This is a genomic window from Bradyrhizobium sp. 190 (genome assembly GCF_023073415.1).
In the GTDB taxonomy this organism is placed as follows: Bacteria; Pseudomonadota; Alphaproteobacteria; order Rhizobiales; family Xanthobacteraceae; genus Bradyrhizobium.
In genome coordinates this window covers 967,639-989,386 of sequence record NZ_JADPJL010000008.1, presented here as the reverse complement: position 1 = coordinate 989,386, position 21,748 = coordinate 967,639, and the positions used below count along the sequence as shown (strand labels likewise).

The 21,748-nt window shown below is 61.4% G+C and carries 17 protein-coding genes and 1 pseudogene; 8 read left to right on the top strand and 10 right to left on the bottom strand.

The window, feature by feature from the left end:
• Positions 1 to 322: 322 nt before the first annotated feature.
• Positions 323 to 595 carry a hypothetical protein gene (locus IVB22_RS08550; RefSeq protein ID WP_247516845.1) on the bottom strand — a complete coding sequence of 91 codons (273 nt, stop codon included), beginning with the start codon at positions 593 to 595 and terminating at the stop codon, positions 323 to 325.
• A 505-nt stretch (positions 596 to 1,100) separates the two neighbouring features.
• On the opposite strand from IVB22_RS08550, the gene IVB22_RS08545 reads away from it, so the two are divergent.
• The gene (locus tag IVB22_RS08545; protein WP_247516844.1) at positions 1,101 to 1,835 is read left to right on the top strand and encodes a PEPxxWA-CTERM sorting domain-containing protein; all 735 of its coding nucleotides are present in this window, start codon (positions 1,101 to 1,103) and stop codon (positions 1,833 to 1,835) included.
• A gap of 151 nt (positions 1,836 to 1,986) precedes the next feature.
• Here the strand turns inward: IVB22_RS08545 and IVB22_RS08540 are convergent, their stop codons facing one another.
• Together IVB22_RS08540 and IVB22_RS08535 are read right to left on the bottom strand one after the other, a co-directional pair.
• Positions 1,987 to 2,970 carry a transporter gene (locus tag IVB22_RS08540; protein WP_247516843.1) on the bottom strand — a complete coding sequence of 328 codons (984 nt, stop codon included), beginning with the start codon at positions 2,968 to 2,970 and terminating at the stop codon, positions 1,987 to 1,989.
• A 201-nt stretch (positions 2,971 to 3,171) separates the two neighbouring features.
• Positions 3,172 to 6,678, bottom strand: coding sequence for an indolepyruvate ferredoxin oxidoreductase family protein (locus tag IVB22_RS08535; RefSeq protein ID WP_247516842.1), 3,507 nt, complete (start codon positions 6,676 to 6,678; stop codon positions 3,172 to 3,174).
• A gap of 278 nt (positions 6,679 to 6,956) precedes the next feature.
• Here IVB22_RS08535 and IVB22_RS08530 point away from each other — a divergent pair, with 278 nt between their 5' ends.
• Complete coding sequence (locus IVB22_RS08530; RefSeq protein WP_247516985.1) at positions 6,957 to 8,180, top strand: cytochrome c; 1,224 nt, start codon at positions 6,957 to 6,959, stop codon at positions 8,178 to 8,180.
• A gap of 4 nt (positions 8,181 to 8,184) precedes the next feature.
• On the opposite strand, the gene IVB22_RS08525 is transcribed toward IVB22_RS08530, so the two are convergent.
• On the bottom strand, positions 8,185 to 8,826 hold the full coding sequence (locus IVB22_RS08525; RefSeq protein ID WP_247516841.1) for a trimeric intracellular cation channel family protein: 642 nt from the start codon (positions 8,824 to 8,826) through the stop codon (positions 8,185 to 8,187).
• Positions 8,827 to 8,975: 149 nt separating this feature from the next.
• On the opposite strand from IVB22_RS08525, the gene IVB22_RS08520 reads away from it, so the two are divergent.
• Complete coding sequence (locus tag IVB22_RS08520) at positions 8,976 to 9,389, top strand: hypothetical protein (protein WP_247516840.1); 414 nt, start codon at positions 8,976 to 8,978, stop codon at positions 9,387 to 9,389.
• Positions 9,390 to 9,490: 101 nt separating this feature from the next.
• Here IVB22_RS08520 and IVB22_RS08515 read toward each other — a convergent pair whose 3' ends face one another.
• The 4 genes and pseudogenes from IVB22_RS08515 to IVB22_RS08500 form a co-directional block, all read right to left on the bottom strand.
• Entirely contained in the window at positions 9,491 to 11,287 is a 1,797-nt protein-coding gene (locus IVB22_RS08515; protein WP_247516839.1) for an NAD(P)/FAD-dependent oxidoreductase, read from the bottom strand.
• A 263-nt stretch (positions 11,288 to 11,550) separates the two neighbouring features.
• Positions 11,551 to 11,748: pseudogene (locus tag IVB22_RS08510) on the bottom strand (isocitrate lyase/phosphoenolpyruvate mutase family protein); the annotation flags it as partial.
• A gap of 129 nt (positions 11,749 to 11,877) precedes the next feature.
• Positions 11,878 to 13,254, bottom strand: coding sequence for a SagB family peptide dehydrogenase (locus tag IVB22_RS08505; protein ID WP_247516984.1), 1,377 nt, complete (start codon positions 13,252 to 13,254; stop codon positions 11,878 to 11,880).
• Positions 13,255 to 13,348: 94 nt separating this feature from the next.
• A complete protein-coding gene (locus tag IVB22_RS08500; RefSeq protein ID WP_247516838.1) occupies positions 13,349 to 15,595 on the bottom strand; it encodes a TOMM precursor leader peptide-binding protein in 2,247 nt (748 codons plus the stop codon).
• A 735-nt stretch (positions 15,596 to 16,330) separates the two neighbouring features.
• Between IVB22_RS08500 and IVB22_RS08495 the strand changes: the two genes are divergently transcribed.
• Together IVB22_RS08495 and IVB22_RS08490 are read left to right on the top strand one after the other, a co-directional pair.
• Complete coding sequence (locus tag IVB22_RS08495) at positions 16,331 to 17,344, top strand: VOC family protein (RefSeq protein WP_247516837.1); 1,014 nt, start codon at positions 16,331 to 16,333, stop codon at positions 17,342 to 17,344.
• Between the two features lie 426 nt (positions 17,345 to 17,770).
• Positions 17,771 to 18,172 (top strand): hypothetical protein, encoded by a 402-nt coding sequence (locus IVB22_RS08490; RefSeq protein WP_247516836.1) that lies wholly within the window; start codon positions 17,771 to 17,773, stop codon positions 18,170 to 18,172.
• A gap of 201 nt (positions 18,173 to 18,373) precedes the next feature.
• Here IVB22_RS08490 and IVB22_RS08485 read toward each other — a convergent pair whose 3' ends face one another.
• Both IVB22_RS08485 and IVB22_RS08480 read right to left on the bottom strand, forming a co-directional pair.
• The gene (locus IVB22_RS08485) at positions 18,374 to 19,186 is read right to left on the bottom strand and encodes an oxaloacetate decarboxylase (protein ID WP_247516835.1); all 813 of its coding nucleotides are present in this window, start codon (positions 19,184 to 19,186) and stop codon (positions 18,374 to 18,376) included.
• Positions 19,187 to 19,253: 67 nt separating this feature from the next.
• The gene (locus IVB22_RS08480) at positions 19,254 to 19,562 is read right to left on the bottom strand and encodes an NIPSNAP family protein (protein ID WP_247516834.1); all 309 of its coding nucleotides are present in this window, start codon (positions 19,560 to 19,562) and stop codon (positions 19,254 to 19,256) included.
• A 160-nt stretch (positions 19,563 to 19,722) separates the two neighbouring features.
• Between IVB22_RS08480 and IVB22_RS08475 the strand changes: the two genes are divergently transcribed.
• Genes IVB22_RS08475 through IVB22_RS08470 form a run of 3 tightly spaced genes read left to right on the top strand, consistent with a single transcriptional unit; the run spans position 19,723 to position 21,708 of the window.
• Positions 19,723 to 20,421, top strand: a complete 699-nt coding sequence (locus IVB22_RS08475) for a helix-turn-helix transcriptional regulator (RefSeq protein ID WP_247516833.1) — start codon at positions 19,723 to 19,725, stop codon at positions 20,419 to 20,421.
• Positions 20,408 to 20,740 carry a nucleotidyltransferase domain-containing protein gene (locus IVB22_RS41870; protein WP_374207484.1) on the top strand — a complete coding sequence of 111 codons (333 nt, stop codon included), beginning with the start codon at positions 20,408 to 20,410 and terminating at the stop codon, positions 20,738 to 20,740. Before IVB22_RS08475 ends, IVB22_RS41870 begins: the two co-directional genes overlap by 14 nt.
• Positions 20,701 to 21,708, top strand: coding sequence for an alpha/beta fold hydrolase (locus IVB22_RS08470; protein WP_247516832.1), 1,008 nt, complete (start codon positions 20,701 to 20,703; stop codon positions 21,706 to 21,708). Before IVB22_RS41870 ends, IVB22_RS08470 begins: the two co-directional genes overlap by 40 nt.
• Positions 21,709 to 21,748: the final 40 nt, after the last annotated feature.

Genomic DNA, 21,748 nt, shown 5'->3' with positions numbered 1-21,748 from the left:
TCCACGTATCGTGACGACGCGTACGCCCCTCTTCATGAGGCGGGTTGCGCGTAAAGGAAGCTGATTTGCGGAAAATGAGAAGCGGAATATTTTTGGCTCGCAATCTGGACGCCCCAAATCGCTTTGAAATGGCTGGTGAAATTCGTGTTTTGGCGCAGTGGGTTTTTGCGGTGCTAACGTGAAGTCGTAGGGTAGGCAAAGCCACCGGGTCGCGCGAATGCGCGCCCGATGACGGACTCCGCGTGCTCACCATCACGAGCGGAATATTAGGTGGTGGGCACGGCGCAAGTGCGCCTTTGTCTATCCTACGCTTCTCGAGATGTCAGTCGTCGCGGTCGCGGAAACGGTACGGAGGTCGGACACGGACCGAGCGGCCCCGCCGCTCCTCCCAGGCCTCGATACGCTGCCAGCCGCGGCTACGGCCGCGGCCGTCCTCAACCACCAGCGTGTCGACGCGGCTGCAGCGGCCGTTCGAGCAGTTGGATGAGGAGTTCGATGACTGACTTCCGGCCATCACTGGAGAGATGGCGAGGCTCGCAGCGGAGGCGAGGCCGAAAAGAACGAGACGGAATTGGCGGCTGTTTCGGTCGGGCAAAAGAGGTTCCTCCGCAAGTTTGATTGACAACTTCCGCTTCCTCCACGCGTTCCATCAGGCGCCCCAACAACGATGCACCTGCGCGGTTCCACACGGCTTGTCCGAGATCGGCACATTTATGAGTCGAGGGTAACGCAGGATGTAGGTAGGTTAGCCCTCAGGCGTAACCCCATGTCTTAGCGCAAGGGAAAGTGTTCGGTTACGCTTCGCGGACGCGCCCTACTCAGCCGCGACTGACCGATTCCCTAGTCGGGCGTTTGGAAAATGCTCTTGATCCTCGTTGAATGCCCAACCCGCGCGGACGCCGCGGGTGGCATTTCCGGTTAAACGATCAGGTGTCAATGATGCGGCGTTCTGAATAGACCGAGTGTTTGATCGCGAAAGATTGCCCGCGTCGCGCCGATTGCATCGTCACACCTTGACGCCTAGATCGTCATCAATCTGTAGCATCTCTTAAATAAAATTTATTAGTTTATATAAAAATGGCAATGAGGGAATTGAACGAATGCGTATGCTAAAGTTGGGTGCACTGAGTTGCGCGGTTTTATTGTCTGTAATTGCTGGGGGAGCCTCTAACGCCGCCACGATCCAGAACTTCGATAGCGGTTGGTATACGAACAGTGGTTTCACCGCTGGTGTTACCAACATCAACGTCGGCTCAAGCAATCTCAGCGGCGCAGTATATAATAATTGGCTTGCCTTCAACCTCGCGGGTTTGGCCAACCAGAACGTAACATCAGCGACGCTCACGTTCTATGGTGGGAATGGAATTAATACCTCTACAACCAGCGAGACCTTGGGGCTTTTCGATTATACCGGCAGCATCAATGCCCTTATCAGCAATTCACAAAACAATGTCGGCATTTATAATGATCTGGGCAACGGTAGTAGCTACGGCACAGCAGTCGTCCCTGGGAACGGCCCCATACAGCAGTTCTCGGTAACGCTTTCGCAGTCGGCAATTGCTGGCTTGAATGCCGCTGCGCATAATCAAAGCGACACCAGGTTTGTGATCGGCGGTTCGCTGCTTTCCATTAGTGGTCCATTTGCCAATGAGCAGTTGTTCGCGATTTTCGGACCGCAATCCGCACTGGCTCCAGCCGCGGTCCTGAACCTCGAAACGTCTGTGGCGGCTGTTCCTGAACCATCGACCTGGGCCATGATGATCCTCGGCTTCGCTGGCGTGGGCTTCATGGCATATCGCCGCAAGCAGAATGGGCCCAAGCTTCGCTTCGCCTGATCCTTTGCGTAGTTCGAATTTGGAGAGCCGCCTTCGGGCGGCTTTTCTTTTTGGATCACACGCAACTCGATGTCTTATGTTGGCACTTTTCGGATTTGAAGATGCGAAAGCTCGATGTCCGCTTTCAGGGGTGGGCACGCTTCGCTTTGCCCTACAGCGCCTTGGTCCGCCTGAGCAGCCACCAGGTCAGTGCTCCTGCGGCGATCACCAGCAACAGCGCGTACCAGGTGCCGCCGTCGCCACTCTGGAACGGCATGTCCTTGGTGTTCATGCCGAAGAAGCCGGTGACCAGCGTCGAGGGCAGCATGCACGCGGTCAGGACCGACAGCGTGAACAGGCGGCGGTTGGTGATCGCCGTCATGCGGCCGGCGATCTCGTCCTGCAGCAGCCGCGCGCGTTCATAGATCGCGCTGAACTCGTAGTCGAGCGCGTCGAACTTCTGCGCAAGCTTGCGCATCGCCGACAGCAGGGTTTCGGATTCGACGTCCTCGCGCGTCTCCATGCGATGAAACAGGGCACGGATCTGCGAGAGCTGCCGCCGGGTGCGGATCGCCTGCAGGCGGACGCGGCCCAGCCGCAATCGCTCATCGTCGATCTCATCGTGCAGCACATGATTCTCGACGATGTCGAGCTCGTCGCCGAGGCCCGCCGAATAGCGTCCGATCACATCGGCGAACTGGTCGACGATCGCATCGAACAGCGACACCGGGGTTGGAAACTTGGGGCCGCTATCGAGCGCACGTCGTGTCAGCTCGATCGCGCGCAGCGGCTTGCGCCGCGCGGTGATCATCAGCTTCGACGATATCGCAAAGTGCACCCGCAGGAGATCGTCGCCCTCCTGCATGAACTCCTGATGCAGGTCAGGCAAAACGCCGGCGATCTCCTCGTCAAAGATATCGAGCCGGATATGCTCATCGGCATCGAGCAGGGTCTCGCGCGCGACATCGGAAAGCGACGTGCTCCTGGCGAGCCAGTCGTGGCAACGACGGTTGGACAGATTGAAATGCAGCCACAGCCAGCCGTGCGGATCGGCGAGTTCCGCATCGAGGTTGGCGACGTCGAGCTTCGTCGCGGAACCGTCGCGCGCGAAGCGATAGGCGGAGATGATGCCGATATCGGCGAGGGCCTGATCCATCCACTAACCCGTTGCTGGTGTGAAGCAGGCAATGCGTCAACGCAGTGACAAGCTGATGACGACTACACCCCATCGAAGCCCTGGAGACAAGGTTCAATTCGGCCGTTCGCCGGCCCCCGCGGTCGCCGATTATTCTGAAATCACGAGCGAAGTGTTAGATGGTGGGCACGGCGCAAGCGCGCCTTTGCCCACCCTACGCGATCACTCCGCCGCGATCTGCCGCGGCGCGGGCGGCGGGTTGACGAGATCGGCTGCGAGTTGCGCGTAGCGCGCTTTCGCGTCTTGGATCGCCTTCTCCTTGACCGGGCCGTAGCCGCGGATGCGGTCGGGCAGCGAGAGGATCTCGACCGCAGTGTCGTGGGTGACCGGCGACAGCAGGCCGAGCACGTGGGCGACGTCTTTCTCGTAGCCTGCGATCAGGTCGCGTTCGATCTTGCGGTCGGCACTGTAGCCGAAGATGTCGAACGGCGTGCCGCGCAGGACGCGCAGTTTTGCCAGCGTCCGGAATATCGGCATCATCCAGGCACCGAACGCGCGCTTCTTCGGCCGGCCGAGCGCATCCTTGCCGCCGCCAAGGATGGGCGGCGCCAGATTGAAGTTGAACTTGAAGTCGCCTTCGAACTGGTCGCGGAGCTGCTTTTCGAAACGGCCATCGGTGAACAGCCGCGCGACCTCGTATTCGTCCTTGTAGGCGAGGAGCTTTGCGTAATTGATCGCGACCGCGCGCGGCAATGCATCACCGTAACCGCCATCGGTGGCGGCATCGCGCACGCGCTTGACGAGACCCCGATAGCGCTCGGCGAGCGCGGCATTCTGATAATCGGTCAGGAATGCGCTGCGATGGGCGATAACCTCGTCGAGCGACATCGCATCCAGCGTCTTCGGTGCAACGACCTCATCCTGGCCCTTCATCATCGCTTCAAGCCGCGCCGGATCGGCGGCGGCGAGACGGCCGAGCTGGAAGGCCTGCGTATTCATCTTGATCGAGACGCCGTTGACCTCGATTGCCTGCAGAATGGCCTTCGCCGAGAGCGGCAGCAGGCCCTTCTGATAGGCGTAGCCCAGCATCATGATGTTGGTGGCGATGGAATCGCCGAGCAGCGTTTCGGCCGGCTTGGTGAAGTCGTAGAAAGAAGAGTCCTTGCGCAGCTCGGTCTCCAGCACGTGGTTGACCTTGCGGCTCTGGAAATTGAAATCGCGGTTGAGGATGAAGTCGGCAGTCGGAATGACGTGGGTGTTGATGACGCCGACGGTGCGGCTGGCTTCGCAGAGCGTGATGGTGTCCTTGGCGGCGGCGACAACCTCGTCGGCCGCCATCACCAGATCGGCAGTGCCGGTAACGATGCGCGAACAGGTGACGTCGGCAGTGTGTTCCGAAAGCCGGACATGGCTCAGCACCGCGCCACCCTTCTGCGCCAGGCCGGACATGTCGAGGATCATGCTGGCCTTGCCCTCGATATGGGCTGCCATGCCGAGCAGCGCGCCGATGGTCAGCACGCCGGTGCCGCCGACGCCGCCGACGGCGATGTTGTAGGGCCGCTCTAGCGAGGGGAATGAAGCCGGCTCGGGTAGATCGCCGAGATCACCAAGGCCTGAGTCGCCAAGGTTTGCCGGCGCGCGGCGGCGCGGCTTGCCGCCGTCGATGGTGACGAAGGACGGGCAAAAGCCCTTCAGGCAGGAATAGTCCTTGTTGCAGGTCGACTGGTTGATGGTGCGCTTGCGGCCCATCTCGGTTTCCAAAGGCTCCACCGAGATGCAGTTCGACTGCACCGAGCAATCGCCGCAGCCTTCGCACACGGCCGGATTGATCATGACGCGGCGCGCCGGATCTTCCATCAGGCCGCGCTTGCGGCGGCGGCGCTTTTCGGCCGCGCAGGTCTGCACGAAGACGATCGCCGAAGTGCCTTTCAGCGTGCGGCAGGTTCTCTGGACGGTGTCGAGTTCGTCACGATGCGCGACCTTGACGCCGGGCGCGATGTCGGACGCCGGATAGGCAGCCGGATTTTCAGAGACGAGATAGATGTTGCGGATGCCTTCGGAATGAAGCTGGAAGGTGATCTGCTGCGGCGACAATTCGCCGTCGACATGCTGGCCGCCGGTCATCGCGGTCGCATCGTTGTAGAGCAGCTTGTAGGTGATATTGGCGCCGGAGGCGATCGCCTGACGGATCGCGAGGCTGCCGGAGTGGAAGTAAGTGCCGTCGCCGAGATTGGCGAACACGTGCTCTTCCTTGGTGAAGGGTGCGACGCCTACCCATGGCACGCCCTCGCCTCCCATGTGGGTGTAGGTCTCGGTATTGCGGTCCATCCACAGCGCCATGAAATGACAGCCGATGCCGGCAAAGGCGCGGCTGCCCTCGGGCACCTTGGTCGACGAATTGTGCGGACAGCCGGAGCAGAAATACGGGGTGCGGGTGACGGGGGCGACCGCCTGCATCTGGCTCGCCTGACGGCCGTTGAACCAGTCGGCCTTGGCGCGCAGCATCGCGGCGATTTCGGGGTTGAGATTGAGTCGAAGCAGGCGTTCGGTCAGCGAGCTCGCCAGCGAAGCGACGCTAAGTTCGGCGGCGAAAGTGAGAAAACGCTTGTCGTGGTCGTCCATCTTGCCGACGATGCGCGGGCGGACGTCGTCGCGCCAGTTGAACAGCTCCTGCTTGACTTGATTTTCGACGATCTCGCGGCGCTCTTCGATGATAAAGATCTCTTCGAGGCCGACAGCGAAATTGCGCACGCCTTCCGGCTCCAGCGGCCAGGGCATGCCGATCTTGTAAAGCCGCAAGCCAATCTTGGCAGCGACCTCCTCGGTAATCCCGAGCTCGCGCAGCGCCTGACGGATGTCCTCGTAGCTCTTGCCTGATGCCATGATGCCGTAGCGGGCATTCGGCGAATCCATGGTGATGCGGTTGATCTTGTTGGCGCGCGCGAAGGCGATGGCCGCAAAGCCCTTGTAGTCCTGCAGGCGAAGGTCCTGCTGGTAGCGATCATCGGGCCAGCGCAGGTTGAGACCGCCGGGCGGCATCTCGAAATCGGTCGGGATCGCGAACGGGGTCATCTCGTCGGTAAGGTCGATCTCGGCGGTCGTCTCCACCGTCTCGGTGATCACCTTCATGCCGACCCAGCAGCCAGAGTAGCGCGACATCGCGATACCCAACAGGCCCATCTCGATCATTTCGTGGATGCTGGAGGGATAAAGATAAGGCATCAGTGCGGAGATGAAGGCGTGGTCCGATTGGTGCGGGACGGTCGAGGACTTTGCGCCGTGGTCGTCGCCGGCGAGGCAAAGCACGCCGCCGTTTTTGGCCGAGCCCGCGGTATTGCCGTGCCGGAACACGTCGCCGCAGCGATCGACGCCGGGGCCCTTGCCGTACCAGATGCCGACCGCGCCATCATATTTGGCGCCGGGCGAGAGATTGAGCTGCTGCGAGCCCCAGATCGCGGTCGCCGCGAGGTCTTCGTTCACGCCGGGCTGGAACTTGATGTTGTATTGTTCGAGGTGTTTTCGCGCAGCGAAAAGCTGCTGGTCATAGCCGCCGAGCGGCGAGCCGCGGTAGCCGGAGATGAAGCCTGCGGTGTTCAGCCCCGCGGCGCGGTCGCGGCGGATCTGTGCCATCGGCAGCCGGACCAGCGCCTGGATACCGGTCAGGAAGATGTGGCCGGTGCCTTGGGTGTATTTCTGATCGAGACTGATCGGACCCTGGTTGATTCCCATTGCACCCTCTTGAGCCTGGATCGGGATGACTGTTTTTTAGCTAGTCATCTGAGCTTGTTAGAACCAGTCTATGTCGGATTTTCTTGGCCACGCACTACAAATCTCGCCCCCGAAGCCGTGCTTTCAAAGATCGCAATTTCGTACCGGGAATGGCGGCACCGCATTTCGGTTTGTGTCGTCCGGGAGCCTCGGCGCGCAACGGCATGACATCCCTCCTCCGTCTGCTTTCGCGCTATAACGCTCCAGGAGGCCAGATGGTGCAGGGACCACGCCGGGCTATGCGGACGATTCTCGCCGGGATGCTTTTGTGCACTGCGTTCGCCGTTGCCGAAGGCCATGCCCAGTCCAGGAGCGAACCGCCGACCGACGAGGATATCGCGCGCGGCAAGGCGCTGACCGACGCTGGCGACTGCGCAAGCTGCCATACCGCGGATCCCGCAAAACCGTTCGCCGGAGGCAAGCGGATCGATACCCCGTTCGGCGGCATCTACACGCCCAATCTGACGCCGGACCGCGCGACGGGCTTGGGCGCCTGGAGCAATGACGATTTCTACCGCGCCCTGCGTTTCGGGGTGGCGCGCGACGGCTCGCGCTATTACCCGGCCTTCCCCTATCCGAATTTCACCAAGCTGACGCGCCAGGACATTCTCGCCATCCGCGCTTATCTGGCGACGCTGACGCCGGTGAGCAATACGCCGCACGCGCCCGAGCTGCGCTGGCCGTTCAACTACCGCGTCGTCATGCGCGGCTGGAACTGGCTGTTCTTCAAGCCCGGCATTCTGATGCCGGACCAACAAAAGAGCGCTGAGTGGAATCGCGGCCGCTATCTCGTCGAGGGCGTCAGCCATTGCGGCGCCTGCCATACGCCGAAGAACATGTTCGGCGCCGACAAACGCGGCCAGGCCTACGGCGGCGGACGCGTCGACGGCATGTTCGCGCCGCGGCTGGACGGCGCTGATCGCAGCGGCCTGAAATCCTGGAGCGTGGAAGACATCGCCGAGTATCTGCAGAGCGGTCGTAACGGCAGGAGCCATGCGGGCGAACTGATGTCGGAGGTCGTGGTCAATTCGACCTCCAAGATGAGCGACGCCGATGTCCGCGCCATCGCGGTCTACCTGAAAGACCTGCCGGCGGGCGCGCCGGAGCCGAAGGTCACCCCGCCCTCCCCGGCGCAAATGGCCCTGGGCGAAAAGCTCTACAACGGTGCCTGCATCGCCTGCCATGAAGAGGATGGATCGGGTGCGCCGCGGATCTACCCGCCGCTGCCCGGCAACGCCAACCTGCAATCTGCCGACGCCTTGAGCACGCTGCGCATCATTCTCGATGGCGCCGAGACCGTGACGACGCCGCGCGCGCCCAACAAGGGATCGATGCCGGGCTATGCCGCGAAGATGACCGACCAGCAGATTGCCGACGTGACCAACTATATCCGCAATGCCTGGGGCAACGCAGCACCGCTGGTGACGGCGGAACAGGTCGCAAAAGCGCGAAGGGCAAGATAGCTGCTCAGCGCGGTTCGCCATTGAACACGAATTTCGGCATCTCCCATTTGTAGCGGATCGCGAACAGGCGCAGCGTGAGACCCAGCGCAAAGGTGAGCGCGGTCCAGAGCTGATCATTGAGGTTGAGCCCGAACGCGGTGGCGTAGAACAGTCCGGTCACGACGGAGACGCTGGCGTAGAGCTCGGCGCGAAACAACAGCGGCACGTCGTTGCAGAGGATGTCGCGCAGCACGCCGCCGGCGCAGCCGGTGATCATGCCCGCCACGATCACGATCGGCAGCGAGGCGTTCATCTGCCAGGCGACATCGCAGCCGGCCATGGTGAACACGACGAGTCCGATCGCATCGAGCACCAGAAACGCGACATTGAGCCGGTGCACATGCCGCGCGATCAGGATCGTCACGAACGCGGCTACCGCGGTCAGCGCGAGATAGGACGGGTTCTGCACCCAGACCAGCGGATAATGCCCGAGCAGCACGTCGCGGATGGTGCCGCCGCCGAGCGCCGTAATGCAGCCGAGCATGCATACGCCGGCCCAGTCCATGCTGCGGCGGCCCGCCGCGAGTGCGGCGGTCATCGCCTGCGCGGTCAGCGCCACATAGGACAGCAAATGCAGAACGGTATCGCCGGGCGGCAGGCTCCACATAACAACCTCGAATCTCGCAACCTCACATTGGGAACTCTAGGGAATCACCGGTTCCAACATTACGGGGTTGCAACATTGGCGCGGAACATCCGGTCACGCCAACCATTGTCTTCCCGCTTACTCTTGGGCGCTAACGGAGGAACCCATTCATGGCATACCAACCCAATCCGAACGATCCCTACCGCGCCGGCCTGAGCGATGAGGAAATCCGTCATCAGGCCCGCCTCAACAGTCTGGACAATGAGTTGCAAGCCGATCCCAGCCTCGCCGAAGGCTCTCCCAGTGGCGGCAAGGTCGCCATGTTCGCCGTCGCCATCGCCGTGGTGCTGGGCGCCCTGTTCTATGGCCTCAACAATACGACCGTAAACCAGGCAGGCACTACGCCGCCCAATCAGACCGCGCAGCAGACGCAGCCGGCCAACCCTACGACGCCTCCGGGCATGCGTGACGTAACGCCCCGCAGCAACGCCGACCCGGGAACGACCACGGGTGCTGCGACGAATCGCCCGACGCCGCCGTCTCCGAATCCGACAGGTACGGAAGTCGATCGCGCCAAGCAGTAACGGTTAATCATCCCCCAACTGCGCAGCGGGCCAATGGGCCCGCTGCTTTTTTCATGTCGCCGGACAGCGGGCCGGTGCGGGTTGGCGCGCGTTGTGAAACCCTAGGACCTGTGATGGACGGCTTGCGGACCATAGACCGGTGTCGGGATGCCCTCGTAGCGCGCTTTCAACTGCAGCGAGAGGAACTGCGAGTAATGGCGCGACTGGTGTAGATTGCCGCCGTGGAACCATAGGCCCTCCTGCTGCGTCGGCTTCCACATGTTGCGCTGTTCGCCTTCCCATGGGCCGGGGTCCTTGGTCGTATTGGAGCCGAGCCCCCAGACCTTGCCTACCTTGTCGGCCATTTCCCGGCTGATGAGATCGGCGACAAAGCCGTTCATCGAACTGTAGCCGGTGGCGTAGACGATCACATCGGCGGGCAGTTCCTTGCCGTTGTCGAGCTTGACGCCGTTAGGCGTGATTTCCTCGACCTGGCCGGTCATCAGCTTGACCTTACCGTCGATGATGAGTTGCGAGGCGCCGACGTCGATGTAATATCCGGAGCCGCGACGCAGGTACTTCATGAACAGCCCGGAATCGTCGTCGCCGAAGTCGAGCCGGAAACCGGCTTTCGTCAGCCCTGCATAAAAATCGGCGTCGTCCTTGCGGATCTTGTCGTAGACCGGCTTCTGCAACTGATTCAGGATCTTGTAGGGCAGCGAGGCGAAGATCAAATCAGCTTTCGCCGTCGTCATGCCGCCGCGGACCGCGCGCTCTGAATAGAGATCGGCTATGGATTCCATCAGCGAATCCGAACGCACGATATGGGTGGTCGAGCGCTGCACCATAGTCACCACGACGCCGGCCTCGTATAGCGCGGCGCAGATGTCATGCGCGGAATTGTTAGAGCCGATCACCACGACCTTCTTGCCTTTGTAGCGGTCGGGACCCGGATGGCGCGAGGAATGGTGCTGCTCACCCTTGAAGGTGTCCATGCCCTTGAATTGCGGCATGTTCGGCTTGGCCGACATGCCGGTCGCAAACACCAACTGTTTCGGCTTGAGCATGATCTCTTTGCCACCGCGCTCGACGACGACGTTCCATTCCTTTTTGGCGTCGTCCCAGCTCGCGCGGTTGGCCGTGGTCCCGGTCCAGTAGTTCAGCTCCATGACCTTGGTGTACATCTCCAGCCAGTCACCGATCTTGTCCTTGGGCGAGAACACCGGCCAGTTCTTCGGGAAGTCGATGTAGGGCAAATGGTCGTACCAGACCGGGTCATGCAGGCAGAGCGATTTATAGCGGTTGCGCCAGGAGTCGCCGGCGCGTTCGTTTTTCTCTACGATGATGGTGGGCACGCCGAACTGGCGCAACCGCGCGCCCAGCGCGATGCCGCCCTGGCCGCCGCCGATGATGAGCACATAGGGCTGGGTCTTAGTGCCGAGCTGCTCCGTTTCCTCGTCTCGCAATTCTTTCCAGGTTTTCGCGCCGGGATTGACGCCGTGCCGGGCTCCGAGCGGCCGGGTGTAGCCCGCCTTTTCTTCGTGATCTTTCAGTTCGACCATCGTTGTCAAAAGCGTCCAGATCTGACCGTTCTGCAGCCGGATCAGGCCGTAGCCGCGTGCGGCGCCGGTCTCGAACGAGATCCAGCATTCGGTAACGCCATCGGTTTCGGTCGCGCTTTCCCCCTCGGCGATTTTCCAGTTGCTTGGCTTCACGCGCGCAAGGCAAGAGCTGAGCATCTCTCGCACTTGATCAGGGCCTTCCATGGTCTTGATGTTCCAGGTGAAGGCAACGAGGTCGCGCCAGTAGCATTCCGGCGCGAACATCCCTACCGCGGCGTCGATATCGCCTGCCGCAAGCGCCGCATCAAAGTTGTCAAGAAAGACTTGAATGCGTGCGTTGAGCGTGGTGTCGAGCATCACTTCCTCCCTGCGTCGTTTTTCAGTTTTCTGCGGACGCAGCAACCTTATCCCAACTATCGGATGAATCCAGACTTGCGCCGTCCGATTTTCCCGCAGGATTTTTGCGCTCCTCAGCGTTTACCCACCAAGATACGGATTGGCGCACCGACAAGTTGAGTCCGGAAGCGGCACTTTTCGAACCTCACGCAATGTCCGACTTGAGTCCGAATACGCACCCAAGCGGGCCTCCGCCGGCCGCTCTGAATTTATGGGTTCACACCCTAGCCAAACATCTTGTTGAGTTCGCCGCCGGGATAACCGTTCGCGAATTCGGTGAACGTCCCCTGCTCCGCCATCTCCTTTGATGCATTCATGAAGCCGGTCCATGCCAGCCGCGCCAGCGCGCCGCCGACGCAGATGCGGCGCACGCCGCAATGCCGGGCGCATCGAGGCTCCGGCTTCGGCGCTTGAATCACGGCAAAACCGATGCCTTCAACGCGCAAGCAGGACAATCGGCATTTCCGAGATTGCCCGGCCGGCCAAAGCGACCTGCGAGAGCTCGGCGGCTGGCGGACAAGTGCGTACCGCCTTTCGAGAAATATCTTGCTCTAGCGTGGGGCCTCCGGCTTCTTGCCGTGTCCGAGCGCGAATTGACCGACCGGGCCCTCCACATGGAATTCGAGCCCCGTCATTTTTGCAAACAGATCGATATTGCCGGTGCCGATGGCGCAGCCACCAAGGCCCATGTCGGTCGCCGCCAGGTAGAATGTCTGGATCATGGTGCCGACATCCTTCAGGATCAGCGAGTATGCGATCGAGCTGTATTTCCAGGAGATCCGCCCAAAACGCGCTGATATCGTGATCAGGACCTGCGGCGGACCGGATGCGTCCATGGCAAACTCGGCTGCCGCCGAAAGCGTCTGGAGTTGCTGCGCGGAGGCCCCGATCGCTACCAGCGCGTGGCCGCCCGCGTCGTAGTGGTAAAATCCGCGTGCAAGCCCTTCGCAATTCGAGACCGCCAGATACAATTCCAGTTCGTACGCGCTGCCGGCCGACGGATAGGGTCTTGCGCTGTAGGTGATCTCAGGACTGCCTCCGGAATTCGCGTCGCTCTTCCATTCCGACAGGACGCGGGCTGTGGTGTCGAGGAAGCGCGCGAGTTCGGCGAGCGTGACCGGATTCTCGTCATCGAAATCCCGGACTGAATGGCGTTCGCGCAACAGTTTTCCGAAGGGCGAGACCGGATCCGAGGCAGGCAATTTCCGCAGGTCGATCTTCTTGCCGGGCCAGGGCGGACGCACCGCGGGCAGCGGTGGAACGGCGTCCGCATACGCGAAGGTGCTGCCAACCGGATTGGATTGCCGGCCCTCGGTGCTTCGCGTGTGAAACACGAGATCGTGGAAATCCCAGAGAACGAGATTGCCGTCGCCTTCATTCACCCGAAGACCGTCGCCGCTGTTCGCATTGAGCTTGAGCAGGAACTGGCTATCCAGCAGCAGTTCGAGCAGATCGAGGTTGAAGGAGGCCGCGTGGCGGCGAAGGCTGCTGATCTTGTGAGGCCGCGACAGCGCAGTGAGGGTGGCGGCAATCGCGGGATCGCCAATTCGAAACAGCGCGCTGGCGCGCGGCGATTCCAGCACCATCTCGTTGCCGCGCCGGCGCAAATAAGCAAAGCGCGACAGCGCGACGGTGTCACTCTCGCCGAGCTTTGCGCGTTGCGGCCAATACTCAGGAACCTGGGGCTCGATGACCACGAGATCCTGCCCGGCATGCGGAACGGACAGGCGATATTCGAGCAGCCCGTGCCGCGCCAGTCGACGCGCCAGGACATCGACTTCCCTCGCGATGGCGCTCTTGCCGGCAAAGGACGCGAACGGCAGGCCGTCGGTCAGATTTCGCGCGCGGTCCATCGCGGCTGGGCTAAGATGTCCCAGATTGACAAAATAGCCTTCCACGGAGGCGGCGATGCTTCCGTCCGCCTGCATCTGCAGGGAGAAACGGCCGTTCAATCGAGCGGCGATGACTGGCGCGATCTTCCTGGTCGGTCTTTTCCGGGAAGCACGCACGAAAGACAGCCCCTCAGGTGTGCGGCAGGAACGGCGTGAGTTCGCTTTCCAGCCGCGGGCGATCCAACAATCCAAGCCTCACGGGAACATCGTATAGCCGGCCCGGTGCGAAGCGACGATAGAAATGCCGCAAGCCTGGAACGAGCACGCGAACGACCGGGACCTCAACGTCGGGCCGCGTTTGGTCGAGCACGAGGAAATCGTAACCTGCCTGGGTGGCGATCTCGACACAGGCATTCACCTGATCACGCGTGTTGTCGTGAACCTTCAGGTCGGGAGCCGGCGGAACGATCGGCTTGTCGCTCGGGATCAGGAACGGATGATCTTCCAGGCGCAGCGGATTGATGCCGTCAAGCGATGGCTTCTCGCCGCTGCCGCCGCCCATCATGCCAATCGACATGAACTGGGTCAGCTCGGTAAGGGAGCGCAGCAGGGCTATGCGGCGATCGAAATGCGCACCGGAACCGAACTCGATATTCTCGTGGCCGTTCTGCATCCAGTGCATGATCGCCACGTAAGTGGGAATGCCGAGATCGCTGGTGACATCGAGCACCCACAGCCGGCGCCCGGCATCGGCAAACTGGGTTTGCAGATCCCGGACATAGGAATCGTCGAATTGCTTGAGGTCGAGCTCGGCACGCTGCACCCGGTTGTACCACCAGATGGCGTAGGCATCGCGCTCGACCAGTTCGAGGAAGCCCTGAACGATGGCTTCCTCGCGGGTATTACCGGCCGCGCAACCGTTGGAATCCGTATGGAAGCCGCCATAGAAGAAGTAGAGCAGACCGGTCGGAAGATACTTGAAACGCTTGTCACGCAACGACCAGACCGGCGACCACTCGGTCTTCATCGAGGGATCGAGCGGCTCAGGAACCGGATGTGAATCGTCCTCCTGCTGGTCATGCCTGTTTTGAAACTGCGTTTCGCTGAAAAGCTGGACGTCATTCGGGTGAAGGGCGTCGCCGGGAGCGAAATCGGTAAAGCGGCGCGCCATCCTGATCTCGTCACCCTGGAAAATGCCCGAATATCGCTCGATCGCCTCCATCAGCGCACTTGCCTCGCCCTGCTCGGCCGTGGAGCCCTTGCCGAAGCTGCCGCCGCTCAGTCCGGACCGGAGCTGATCGACGCTTTGGGCCGGCCCAGAGAAATTGTGATAAGCGAAAAAATTGGTGTTCATCGGCAGATCGACCTCGATCCGCTCGAGCCGCGTAACCACGCCGGTCAGCGGGCTTACATGCTTGCGGAAACGGGCCACGGTCGCCCGAGAAGTCACGGTGCGATATCCACCGCTGGTCATGATGAGCTTGCTGCCTTCGGCGACCTCGATTGACGTCGCCGCTCGGCGTGGACTCTGCAGCTTCTTGCTGCCGCAGGTATGACATTGCGGGCGCCGCGCGACAAAGTGCTTGGCGATGACAGCACCGGTCAGATCGAAGCTCGCAATATGATCGCGCAGATCGGTGCGAAAGCCGGAGGCAATCGCTTTTGTGATTTCGACGGCGGCGAAGTGAAATGCGGTATCTCCAACGCTGTCGTTGACCAGTGGCGATACGGCGACCGCCTGCGCCGGTCCGCGGTCGAGAAACCCCTTGATCTCCCGATTGCGGATCATGCGATCGAACAGACAATTCCAGCAGGCGCTCTCGCCCGGCTTGAACACCGGCCCCACCAGCGGAAACACGCCGGACGGCTGCACCAGCAGCCACGCTGTCTTCTCGGCGACACGCTCCTGATTCATCTCCGCCAGCCGCCGGTCAAGGTAGTCGTTCACCAGCGTGATCGTGAGCTTGGGCGAACGCTTGGCGATCTGAACGCCGAGTTTGCTCAAGGCCGCGGCAAGTTCTTTGGCGCCTTTGACATCGATCGACTCCACCTGCACGGGGCAATTGCGGAGATTCTGCTCCGCGACCTCGGGAGGCAGGCCGAGGCTCGCCCAATATCCGGCGACCGCGCCATCGAATGCGTGCGATGTTCCTGTAACGACGTATCGGCGCTCGAGCAGCCGCTTGATCGCTTCCTCAATATTGTCGGTCGGAAAGCTCTTCGAAAGCTGGCGAACGATCTCCGGCGCAGACTTTCCATTTTTTCCGATCGCCGTGGCCACCGCACAATACAGATCGCCGTGCAGGAAGAACTTGCGATCCTCAGAATAGAGGCAGACCACATCGGGAGGAAGTACATAGGCGGTGAAGTTCGGCGCAAATCGCAAGATGTCTTTGCGGGTCTTGCTCGCAACGCGGCTCTTGCGATTGGCTGTCATCACACTCGCTTGTCACCGGCAGGCTGCCCGCGCTGGCAGGCGAACGTCACAACGAAAACAAGATACTGGCCGGGTCAATCGAACCCGGCCAATGAAATCGTGGCGTGTCGGCACAAGATCAGGAAGCGCCGTCGCCTAGCACCATCGGCAGCGGCCCCAGGATGCGCAGCAACCTGCGCATCCTATGCCGATGCCGATGCCTGGCACGCCCACCCCTATCCAACCAACGCCGCAACCACCACAGCCGCCACAGCCGACGCCGCATCGGCAGGATCTGCATCCACAGCCACGGCAGCCGCGACAACCACCGCATCCGTGGAAGCCACCGCATCCCCGGAAGCCACCACATCCGCGGCAGCCACCGCATCTGCCGCATCCGCGCTGGGCCAGCTGCACGGCGCTGCCGAGATCTTCGTCGTCGAAGAGATGGAAGGTCGCGAGGCTGACGTCGGCAAGTTCCTCTTCGCCGAGCGTGATCATCATGCCAGGTGCGTAATTCGCCCCCTGAACGTCACTCCCCGGCACGACCGATGCCGATGCGCCTCCTGCTAGCGAAAAAGTTAATCCGGCGGCACCCAACGCCGGTACTGCGGTTCTGGCTACTCGCTTCTTTTTCGAAGCTTGCTTCACCCGCGCCATGGTCGCATCCTCCAAAGTTGCAAGAAGGATCTCCGTGGGAGTGATCCTACGCTGACCAAATAAGGCAGGCAAGATTCATGCACACACGAAAATGTAATGGCGCTCGTTCAGGTAGCATTCATGTTCATGAACGACGTCGCCTCATTTTCGCACGTTGCAACGACGGTCCGCGCCCATTGCGCAGATTGCAGCGCGTGGGACTTGGTGCAGTGCGCAATCTCCAAGAACGGAGAAATTGGCTTGGTCAATCAACTCGGACGCTTCGCCTGGTATGAGCTCCTGACCACGGACGTCGCGGCAGCGGGCGACTTTTATGGCAAGGTCGTCGGCTGGGATGCGAAGGATGCGTCGACTCCGGAACTGGCCTACACGGTGCTTACCGCCAGCGAAGTTCCGGTAGGCGGGCTTATGGATATCCCGGAAGAGGGACGGCGATCGGGGGCAACTCCGAGATGGGTCGGCTACGTCGCAGTCGATGACATGGATGCGACGGCCACACAGATCAGGCGTCGTGGAGGCGCTGTCCTGCTGCCGCCAACGGACAGCAATATCGGCCGGGTTTCAGTGGTCGCCGATCCGCAAAAGGCAACTTTTGCGCTGGTTAGCGGACTGACGTATGGCCAACGACAACCCGGTGGGCTGGACGAGCTGGGGCGCGTGGGATGGCACGAGTTGCTGGCTGAAGACCGGAACAAGATCTTTGATTTTTACGGCGAGCTTTTTGGCTGGCAGAAGGCCGACGATGAAACCGATCCGGCAGACTTCTATCAATTGTTTTCGGCAGCCGGGCAGACGATCGGTGGCATGCTCACCAAGCTTCCGAGCGTGTCGCAATCATGTTGGCTCTATTACTTCAATGTCGACGACATCGGCGCGGCAGCCCAGCGCGTCAATGATGGCGGAGGCCGGATCCTCCAGGGTCCGACCGAATTGCCGGATGGCTGCTGGATCGCGCGATGTGCCGATCCCCAGGGCGCCCTGTTTGCGCTGCAGGGTGCTCGAGGTCAGAGAGACACCGAGCAACCCTCCGCCTCGGAAGTCGCCTGGTCCGCCAAGTGGGGTGGCATTGCCTCACAGGGCCGGATGGTGCTGCCAAAGCCGAAGCGCTAGGCCAGAGCGCTCGCAGGCGCCAACCGTGATCAGTTCGCCACGCGCAAGCCGACCGCGAGCCTGGAGCGCGGGAGGTAATGGCCCGATCGCGCGCACTCCCGCTTGCGGCTGAGCAATCTCCGCACTCCAAGCGTTGCAACCACAACTAGGCCTACTAACCTTGTCCCCGCAATACATGAGGGCGCTTGTGGCACTTTTCGGACCTGCCGATCCTCCCGGCGAACGTCGGCTATGAGGGGTAAAGCGGAAGTGACTCGGACATCTTCAAACCGATGCGATTGACCCACAGCGGAAATCGTTAGCGCTTAGTAACGACTGCACGCCAAATGATCTGCCTTCGATTTGGGTTCTGTTGATTGGCGTGGTGCAAAGTGCGCGCGTTGGCCAACATGCAGTCAAGTTGGCAAAAGCCTGTAAGAGTCACAGATGAAGGTTAAGCTCGCCATTGCAGCAGTCCTGGTCTTTGGTGTTGTTGTTCTTGGCTATGCTTACATTCGTGGCTACCCGCCGTTCACCTCTCAATCTGTGCAGACCTGCGAGAAAGCCATCAAGGAGCGGCTGGTGGTTCCGTCCACCTATCAACGGATTGGCGTAGACGAGTCTAGAAGAACAATCACATTCACCGAGTTCTTCGCCGACCCGTTTCGGGCCGTACCAGAATCAACCAGAAACGCCATGGTCCAAGCCGCGCGGGTACTGCCGGTTCAATATGTCGCGCTCATCGACTACCAAGCTCAGGACTCTATCGGCGCCACATTCGAGAAAGGGCGACATGCACTTTCAACTCACTTGATGGGAGCGATGCGCCTACCCGTACGTATTGGGTAAAGATCGACAGCGAATATAACATGGAGTGGGCCAAAAGGCAGCCCAACGCCGCAAATCTCCAGCGGCGTATGCTGGAAAATATGTAACGCGGCGACGGTCGCCTATTGACACTTTTCGGACCTCACACGATGTCCGACTTGAGTCCGGAATACGCACCAAAGCGGCCGTCCGCCGGCCGCTCTGAATTTATGCGTTCATGCTTTAGCTGAACATCTTGTTGAGTTCGCCGCCGGGATAACCGTTGGCGAATTCGCTGAACGTCCCCTGCTCCGCCATCTCCTTTGATGCCTTCATGAAGCCGGCCCATGCCATCCGCGCCAGCGAAGCGCCGACGCTGATGCGGCGGACGCCGAGATCGCCCGCGACCTTCAGCGACGGGCCGGCCGCGCCGACCAGCAGATTGACGGGCTTTGGCGCGACCGCCTTCACCACAGCCGAAATCTCTTCCGGCGTCGAGATGCCGGGCGCATAGAGGCAATCGGCGCCGGCTTCGGCATAGGCGGTGAGCCGGTCGATCACGAGCTTCAGATCCTTCTGCCCGCGCAGGAACGCCTCGCACCGGCCGGTGAGCAACACGCCGCTATTGTCGGCATCGATCGCCTTGCGTGCCGCCCGCATGCGATCGATCGCAAGCTCGCGATCGAACAGCGGCTTTGCGTTGTCTCCGGTAAAATCCTCGATCGAAAGGCCTGAAACTCCGGTCTTCACGGCGCGGGCGACATTGACGCCGACCTTTTCAGGCTCGTGGGCAAAGCCGTCCTCGAAGTCGGCATTAACAGGAATATCGACCGCCGCGGAGATCTCGGCGAGATGGGTGCAGACATCATCGACAGTGACGCGGTTGTCGGCCTTGGCCATGGCCCAGGCAAAGCCTGCGCTGGTGGAAGCCAGTGCCTTGAAGCCGAGATGCTGCAAGGCTACCGCGCTGCCGACATCGAAGGGATTGGGGATGATGAAGCATCCGCTCTCGTGCAATTTCCTGAATGCGGCGCGTTTGTCAGCAGGTGTCAGCATAGGTCGCTCCCCTCATGTTTGTTTGCGCCGCGTAGATAGGTGCGCAAGGCTCGTTCCGCCAGACGCCTCACGCCACGACCTTGCGCAGGAACGTCCGCTCCTCCGCGAGGATGAACTTGTTCTCCTCGGCGAAATTGAAATTGGCCATGCCTTCGCTGTCGGCGCGCAACCGCGCCCGGTAGCTTTCATAGGCCGCGAGACTCTCGAACGAGATCAGCGCAAAGGCGATGTTGTTGGTGCCCTCGTGCGGCATCCAGTAGCCGAGCAGGTCGCCGCCGCATTTCGGGATGATGCTGAGCCAGTTTTTCGAGTATTGCTCGAACTGAGCGCGCTTGAACGGATCGAGCTGGTAGCGGATGAAAACGGTGATGGTCATGGCGTATCTCCGGTGGTTGTAACCGTCATTGCGAGCGCAGCGACGCAATCCATATCTCCGCTTGCCGCGCGATGGATTGCTTCGTCGCTTGCGCTCCTCGCAATGACGGCCGTGAGAATACCCGCTTGATCGACGTCAATGCTTCGGCTAACATCGAACTATGAAAGCAGGCCCCGACATCGCTATGGTCGCCTCTCTCGTCGGCGATCCCGCGCGCTCCAATATGCTGACCGCGCTGATGACCGGCCGCGCGCTGACCGCGAGCGAGCTGGCGCACCAGGCCGGCATCACGCCGCAGACCGCGAGTTCGCATCTGGCGAAACTCGAAGCCGGCGGCCTGATCGAGCCGGAAAAACAGGGGCGTCACCGCTACTACCGCCTCACCGGCCCCGATGTCGCCCATGTGCTCGAAGGCCTTGCGGGCCTGGCCGAGCGTGCCGGCCACACCCGCGTGCGCACGGGACCGAAAGAGCCGGCGCTGCGCCGGGCGCGGATCTGCTATGACCACCTGGCCGGCGATCTCGGCGTGCAGATGCTCGACAGCCTGCGCAAGCAGCGTCTGGTCCGGCAGACAAAGCAGGACATTGAACTCACCGGCGAGGGCAAGCGCTTCATGGCCGAGGCGCTGCAGATCGACACGGAGGCGCTGGCGCACCCGCGCCGTCCGGTGTGCAAGGCCTGTCTCGACTGGAGCGAACGCCGCCATCACCTCGCCGGCACGCTGGGCGCCGCCGTGATGAACCGGTTCACCGAACTCAACTGGGCGGCGCGCGACCCGACGCCGGGCAGCCGCGTCGTCAATTTTACCCGGACCGGCGAAAAGCGGTTCGCCATGCTGTTCGGGAATGCGCAGGGCTGACGCCTCTGCATTTACATCAATGCTGTACGAACACCAAAAGCCATGGAAGCCATTAAATCCGACTGAGGTTGCCACCGTTTTCCAGGAGGCAACTTTTCCTTGGTGGATCGCCGGGGGGCACGCCATCGAACACTTTGTGGGACGACAGGTTCGTGCGCATGCCGACATAGACATCCTTGCGCTTCGCGGCCTGATCTCCGCAAAATGTGAAGCCGCGCCGGCTTTACGGATCTGTTCGATCGCATCAATAAGACGGCAACCTGTCAGCCGGAGAATGCGATGCGGCGCGCGATCATTATCACCCTTGCAATTTTTCTGAGCAGCCTTGCCTGCGCGCAGGCAGCCGAGCCTGCCGCGCGCGAGCCCTACGGCATTGCGCTCGAAGGCTTTGCCTATCCCTACCCCGTCCATCTGCTGCCGCTCGTGAACGACGGCGAACAGGTGCGGATGGCCTATATGGATATAGCTCCCGCGCAGCCGAACGGGCGCACCGTGGTGCTGCTGCATGGCCGCAATTTTCCATCGAGCTACTGGGCGCCTGTCATCAAGACGCTGAGCGATGCCGGCTACCGCGTGATCGTGCCGGATCAGATCGGCTTCGGCAAATCCTCCAAGCCGCAGGGCGATCTGCATTTCGATACGCTGGCGCGCAATACGATCGCGTTGCTCGATCATCTGGGAATTGCAAAAGCCGATATCGTGGCGCATTCGCTCGGCGGCATGCTCGGCGTCCGGATCGCGCGCGCCTATCCCGACCGGATCGTGCATCTGGCGCTGACCGCCCCGATCGGCCTGGAGGATTACCGGCTCTACGTGCCGCCGACGCCGACCGAGAAGATTTTGGAGAACGAGGACAAGCTCACCGCAGACGGCTATCGCAAGCAGCTCGAGACCAATTACGCGCTAAAGCTGCCGCCCGAACAGGTCACGCCCTTCATCGATGCGCGTTTCAACATCAAGGGCAGCGCCGAATATCCGCGCTGGCTGCGCGCCTTCGTCAGCTCCGCGCAAATGATCTACCGCGAGCCTGTCGCGCACGAGATCCCGCTGATCACGCAGCCGACGCTGTTCGTGATGGGCGCCGACGATCACAACGCGCCGGGAAGAGCCAATGCGCCGGAGGCGCTGCGCGCGAAAATGGGACAGAACGCCGAGCTCGCCAAAGCCCTCGCCGCCAGGATGGCGAAGGGCCGGGCCGAGGTGGTCCCGAACACGGGGCATCTGGTGTTTCTGGAGGCATCGGGCAAATATAACGAACTGTTGCTCGGATTTCTGGCCGCCCCGTAGCACCAGGGAACATTCATGTTCCATTCAGGTCTCGGGACTA

Bases quoted from the DNA above. Each gene is read 5' to 3' on its own strand.
- IVB22_RS08545 (WP_247516844.1), top strand. From the start codon at position 1,101: ATGCGTATGCTAAAGTTGGGTGCACTGAGTTGCGCGGTTTTATTGTCT.
- IVB22_RS08540 (WP_247516843.1), bottom strand. From the start codon at position 2,970: ATGGATCAGGCCCTCGCCGATATCGGCATCATCTCCGCCTATCGCTTC.
- IVB22_RS08535 (WP_247516842.1), bottom strand. From the start codon at position 6,678: ATGGGAATCAACCAGGGTCCGATCAGTCTCGATCAGAAATACACCCAA.
- IVB22_RS08530 (WP_247516985.1), top strand. From the start codon at position 6,957: ATGCGGACGATTCTCGCCGGGATGCTTTTGTGCACTGCGTTCGCCGTT.
- IVB22_RS08525 (WP_247516841.1), bottom strand. From the start codon at position 8,826: ATGTGGAGCCTGCCGCCCGGCGATACCGTTCTGCATTTGCTGTCCTAT.
- IVB22_RS08520 (WP_247516840.1), top strand. From the start codon at position 8,976: ATGGCATACCAACCCAATCCGAACGATCCCTACCGCGCCGGCCTGAGC.
- IVB22_RS08515 (WP_247516839.1), bottom strand. From the start codon at position 11,287: ATGCTCGACACCACGCTCAACGCACGCATTCAAGTCTTTCTTGACAAC.
- IVB22_RS08505 (WP_247516984.1), bottom strand. From the start codon at position 13,254: ATGCAGGCGGACGGAAGCATCGCCGCCTCCGTGGAAGGCTATTTTGTC.
- IVB22_RS08500 (WP_247516838.1), bottom strand. From the start codon at position 15,595: ATGACAGCCAATCGCAAGAGCCGCGTTGCGAGCAAGACCCGCAAAGAC.
- IVB22_RS08495 (WP_247516837.1), top strand. From the start codon at position 16,331: ATGGCGCTCGTTCAGGTAGCATTCATGTTCATGAACGACGTCGCCTCA.
- IVB22_RS08490 (WP_247516836.1), top strand. From the start codon at position 17,771: ATGAAGGTTAAGCTCGCCATTGCAGCAGTCCTGGTCTTTGGTGTTGTT.
- IVB22_RS08485 (WP_247516835.1), bottom strand. From the start codon at position 19,186: ATGCTGACACCTGCTGACAAACGCGCCGCATTCAGGAAATTGCACGAG.
- IVB22_RS08480 (WP_247516834.1), bottom strand. From the start codon at position 19,562: ATGACCATCACCGTTTTCATCCGCTACCAGCTCGATCCGTTCAAGCGC.
- IVB22_RS08475 (WP_247516833.1), top strand. From the start codon at position 19,723: ATGAAAGCAGGCCCCGACATCGCTATGGTCGCCTCTCTCGTCGGCGAT.
- IVB22_RS41870 (WP_374207484.1), top strand. From the start codon at position 20,408: ATGCGCAGGGCTGACGCCTCTGCATTTACATCAATGCTGTACGAACAC.
- IVB22_RS08470 (WP_247516832.1), top strand. From the start codon at position 20,701: ATGCGGCGCGCGATCATTATCACCCTTGCAATTTTTCTGAGCAGCCTT.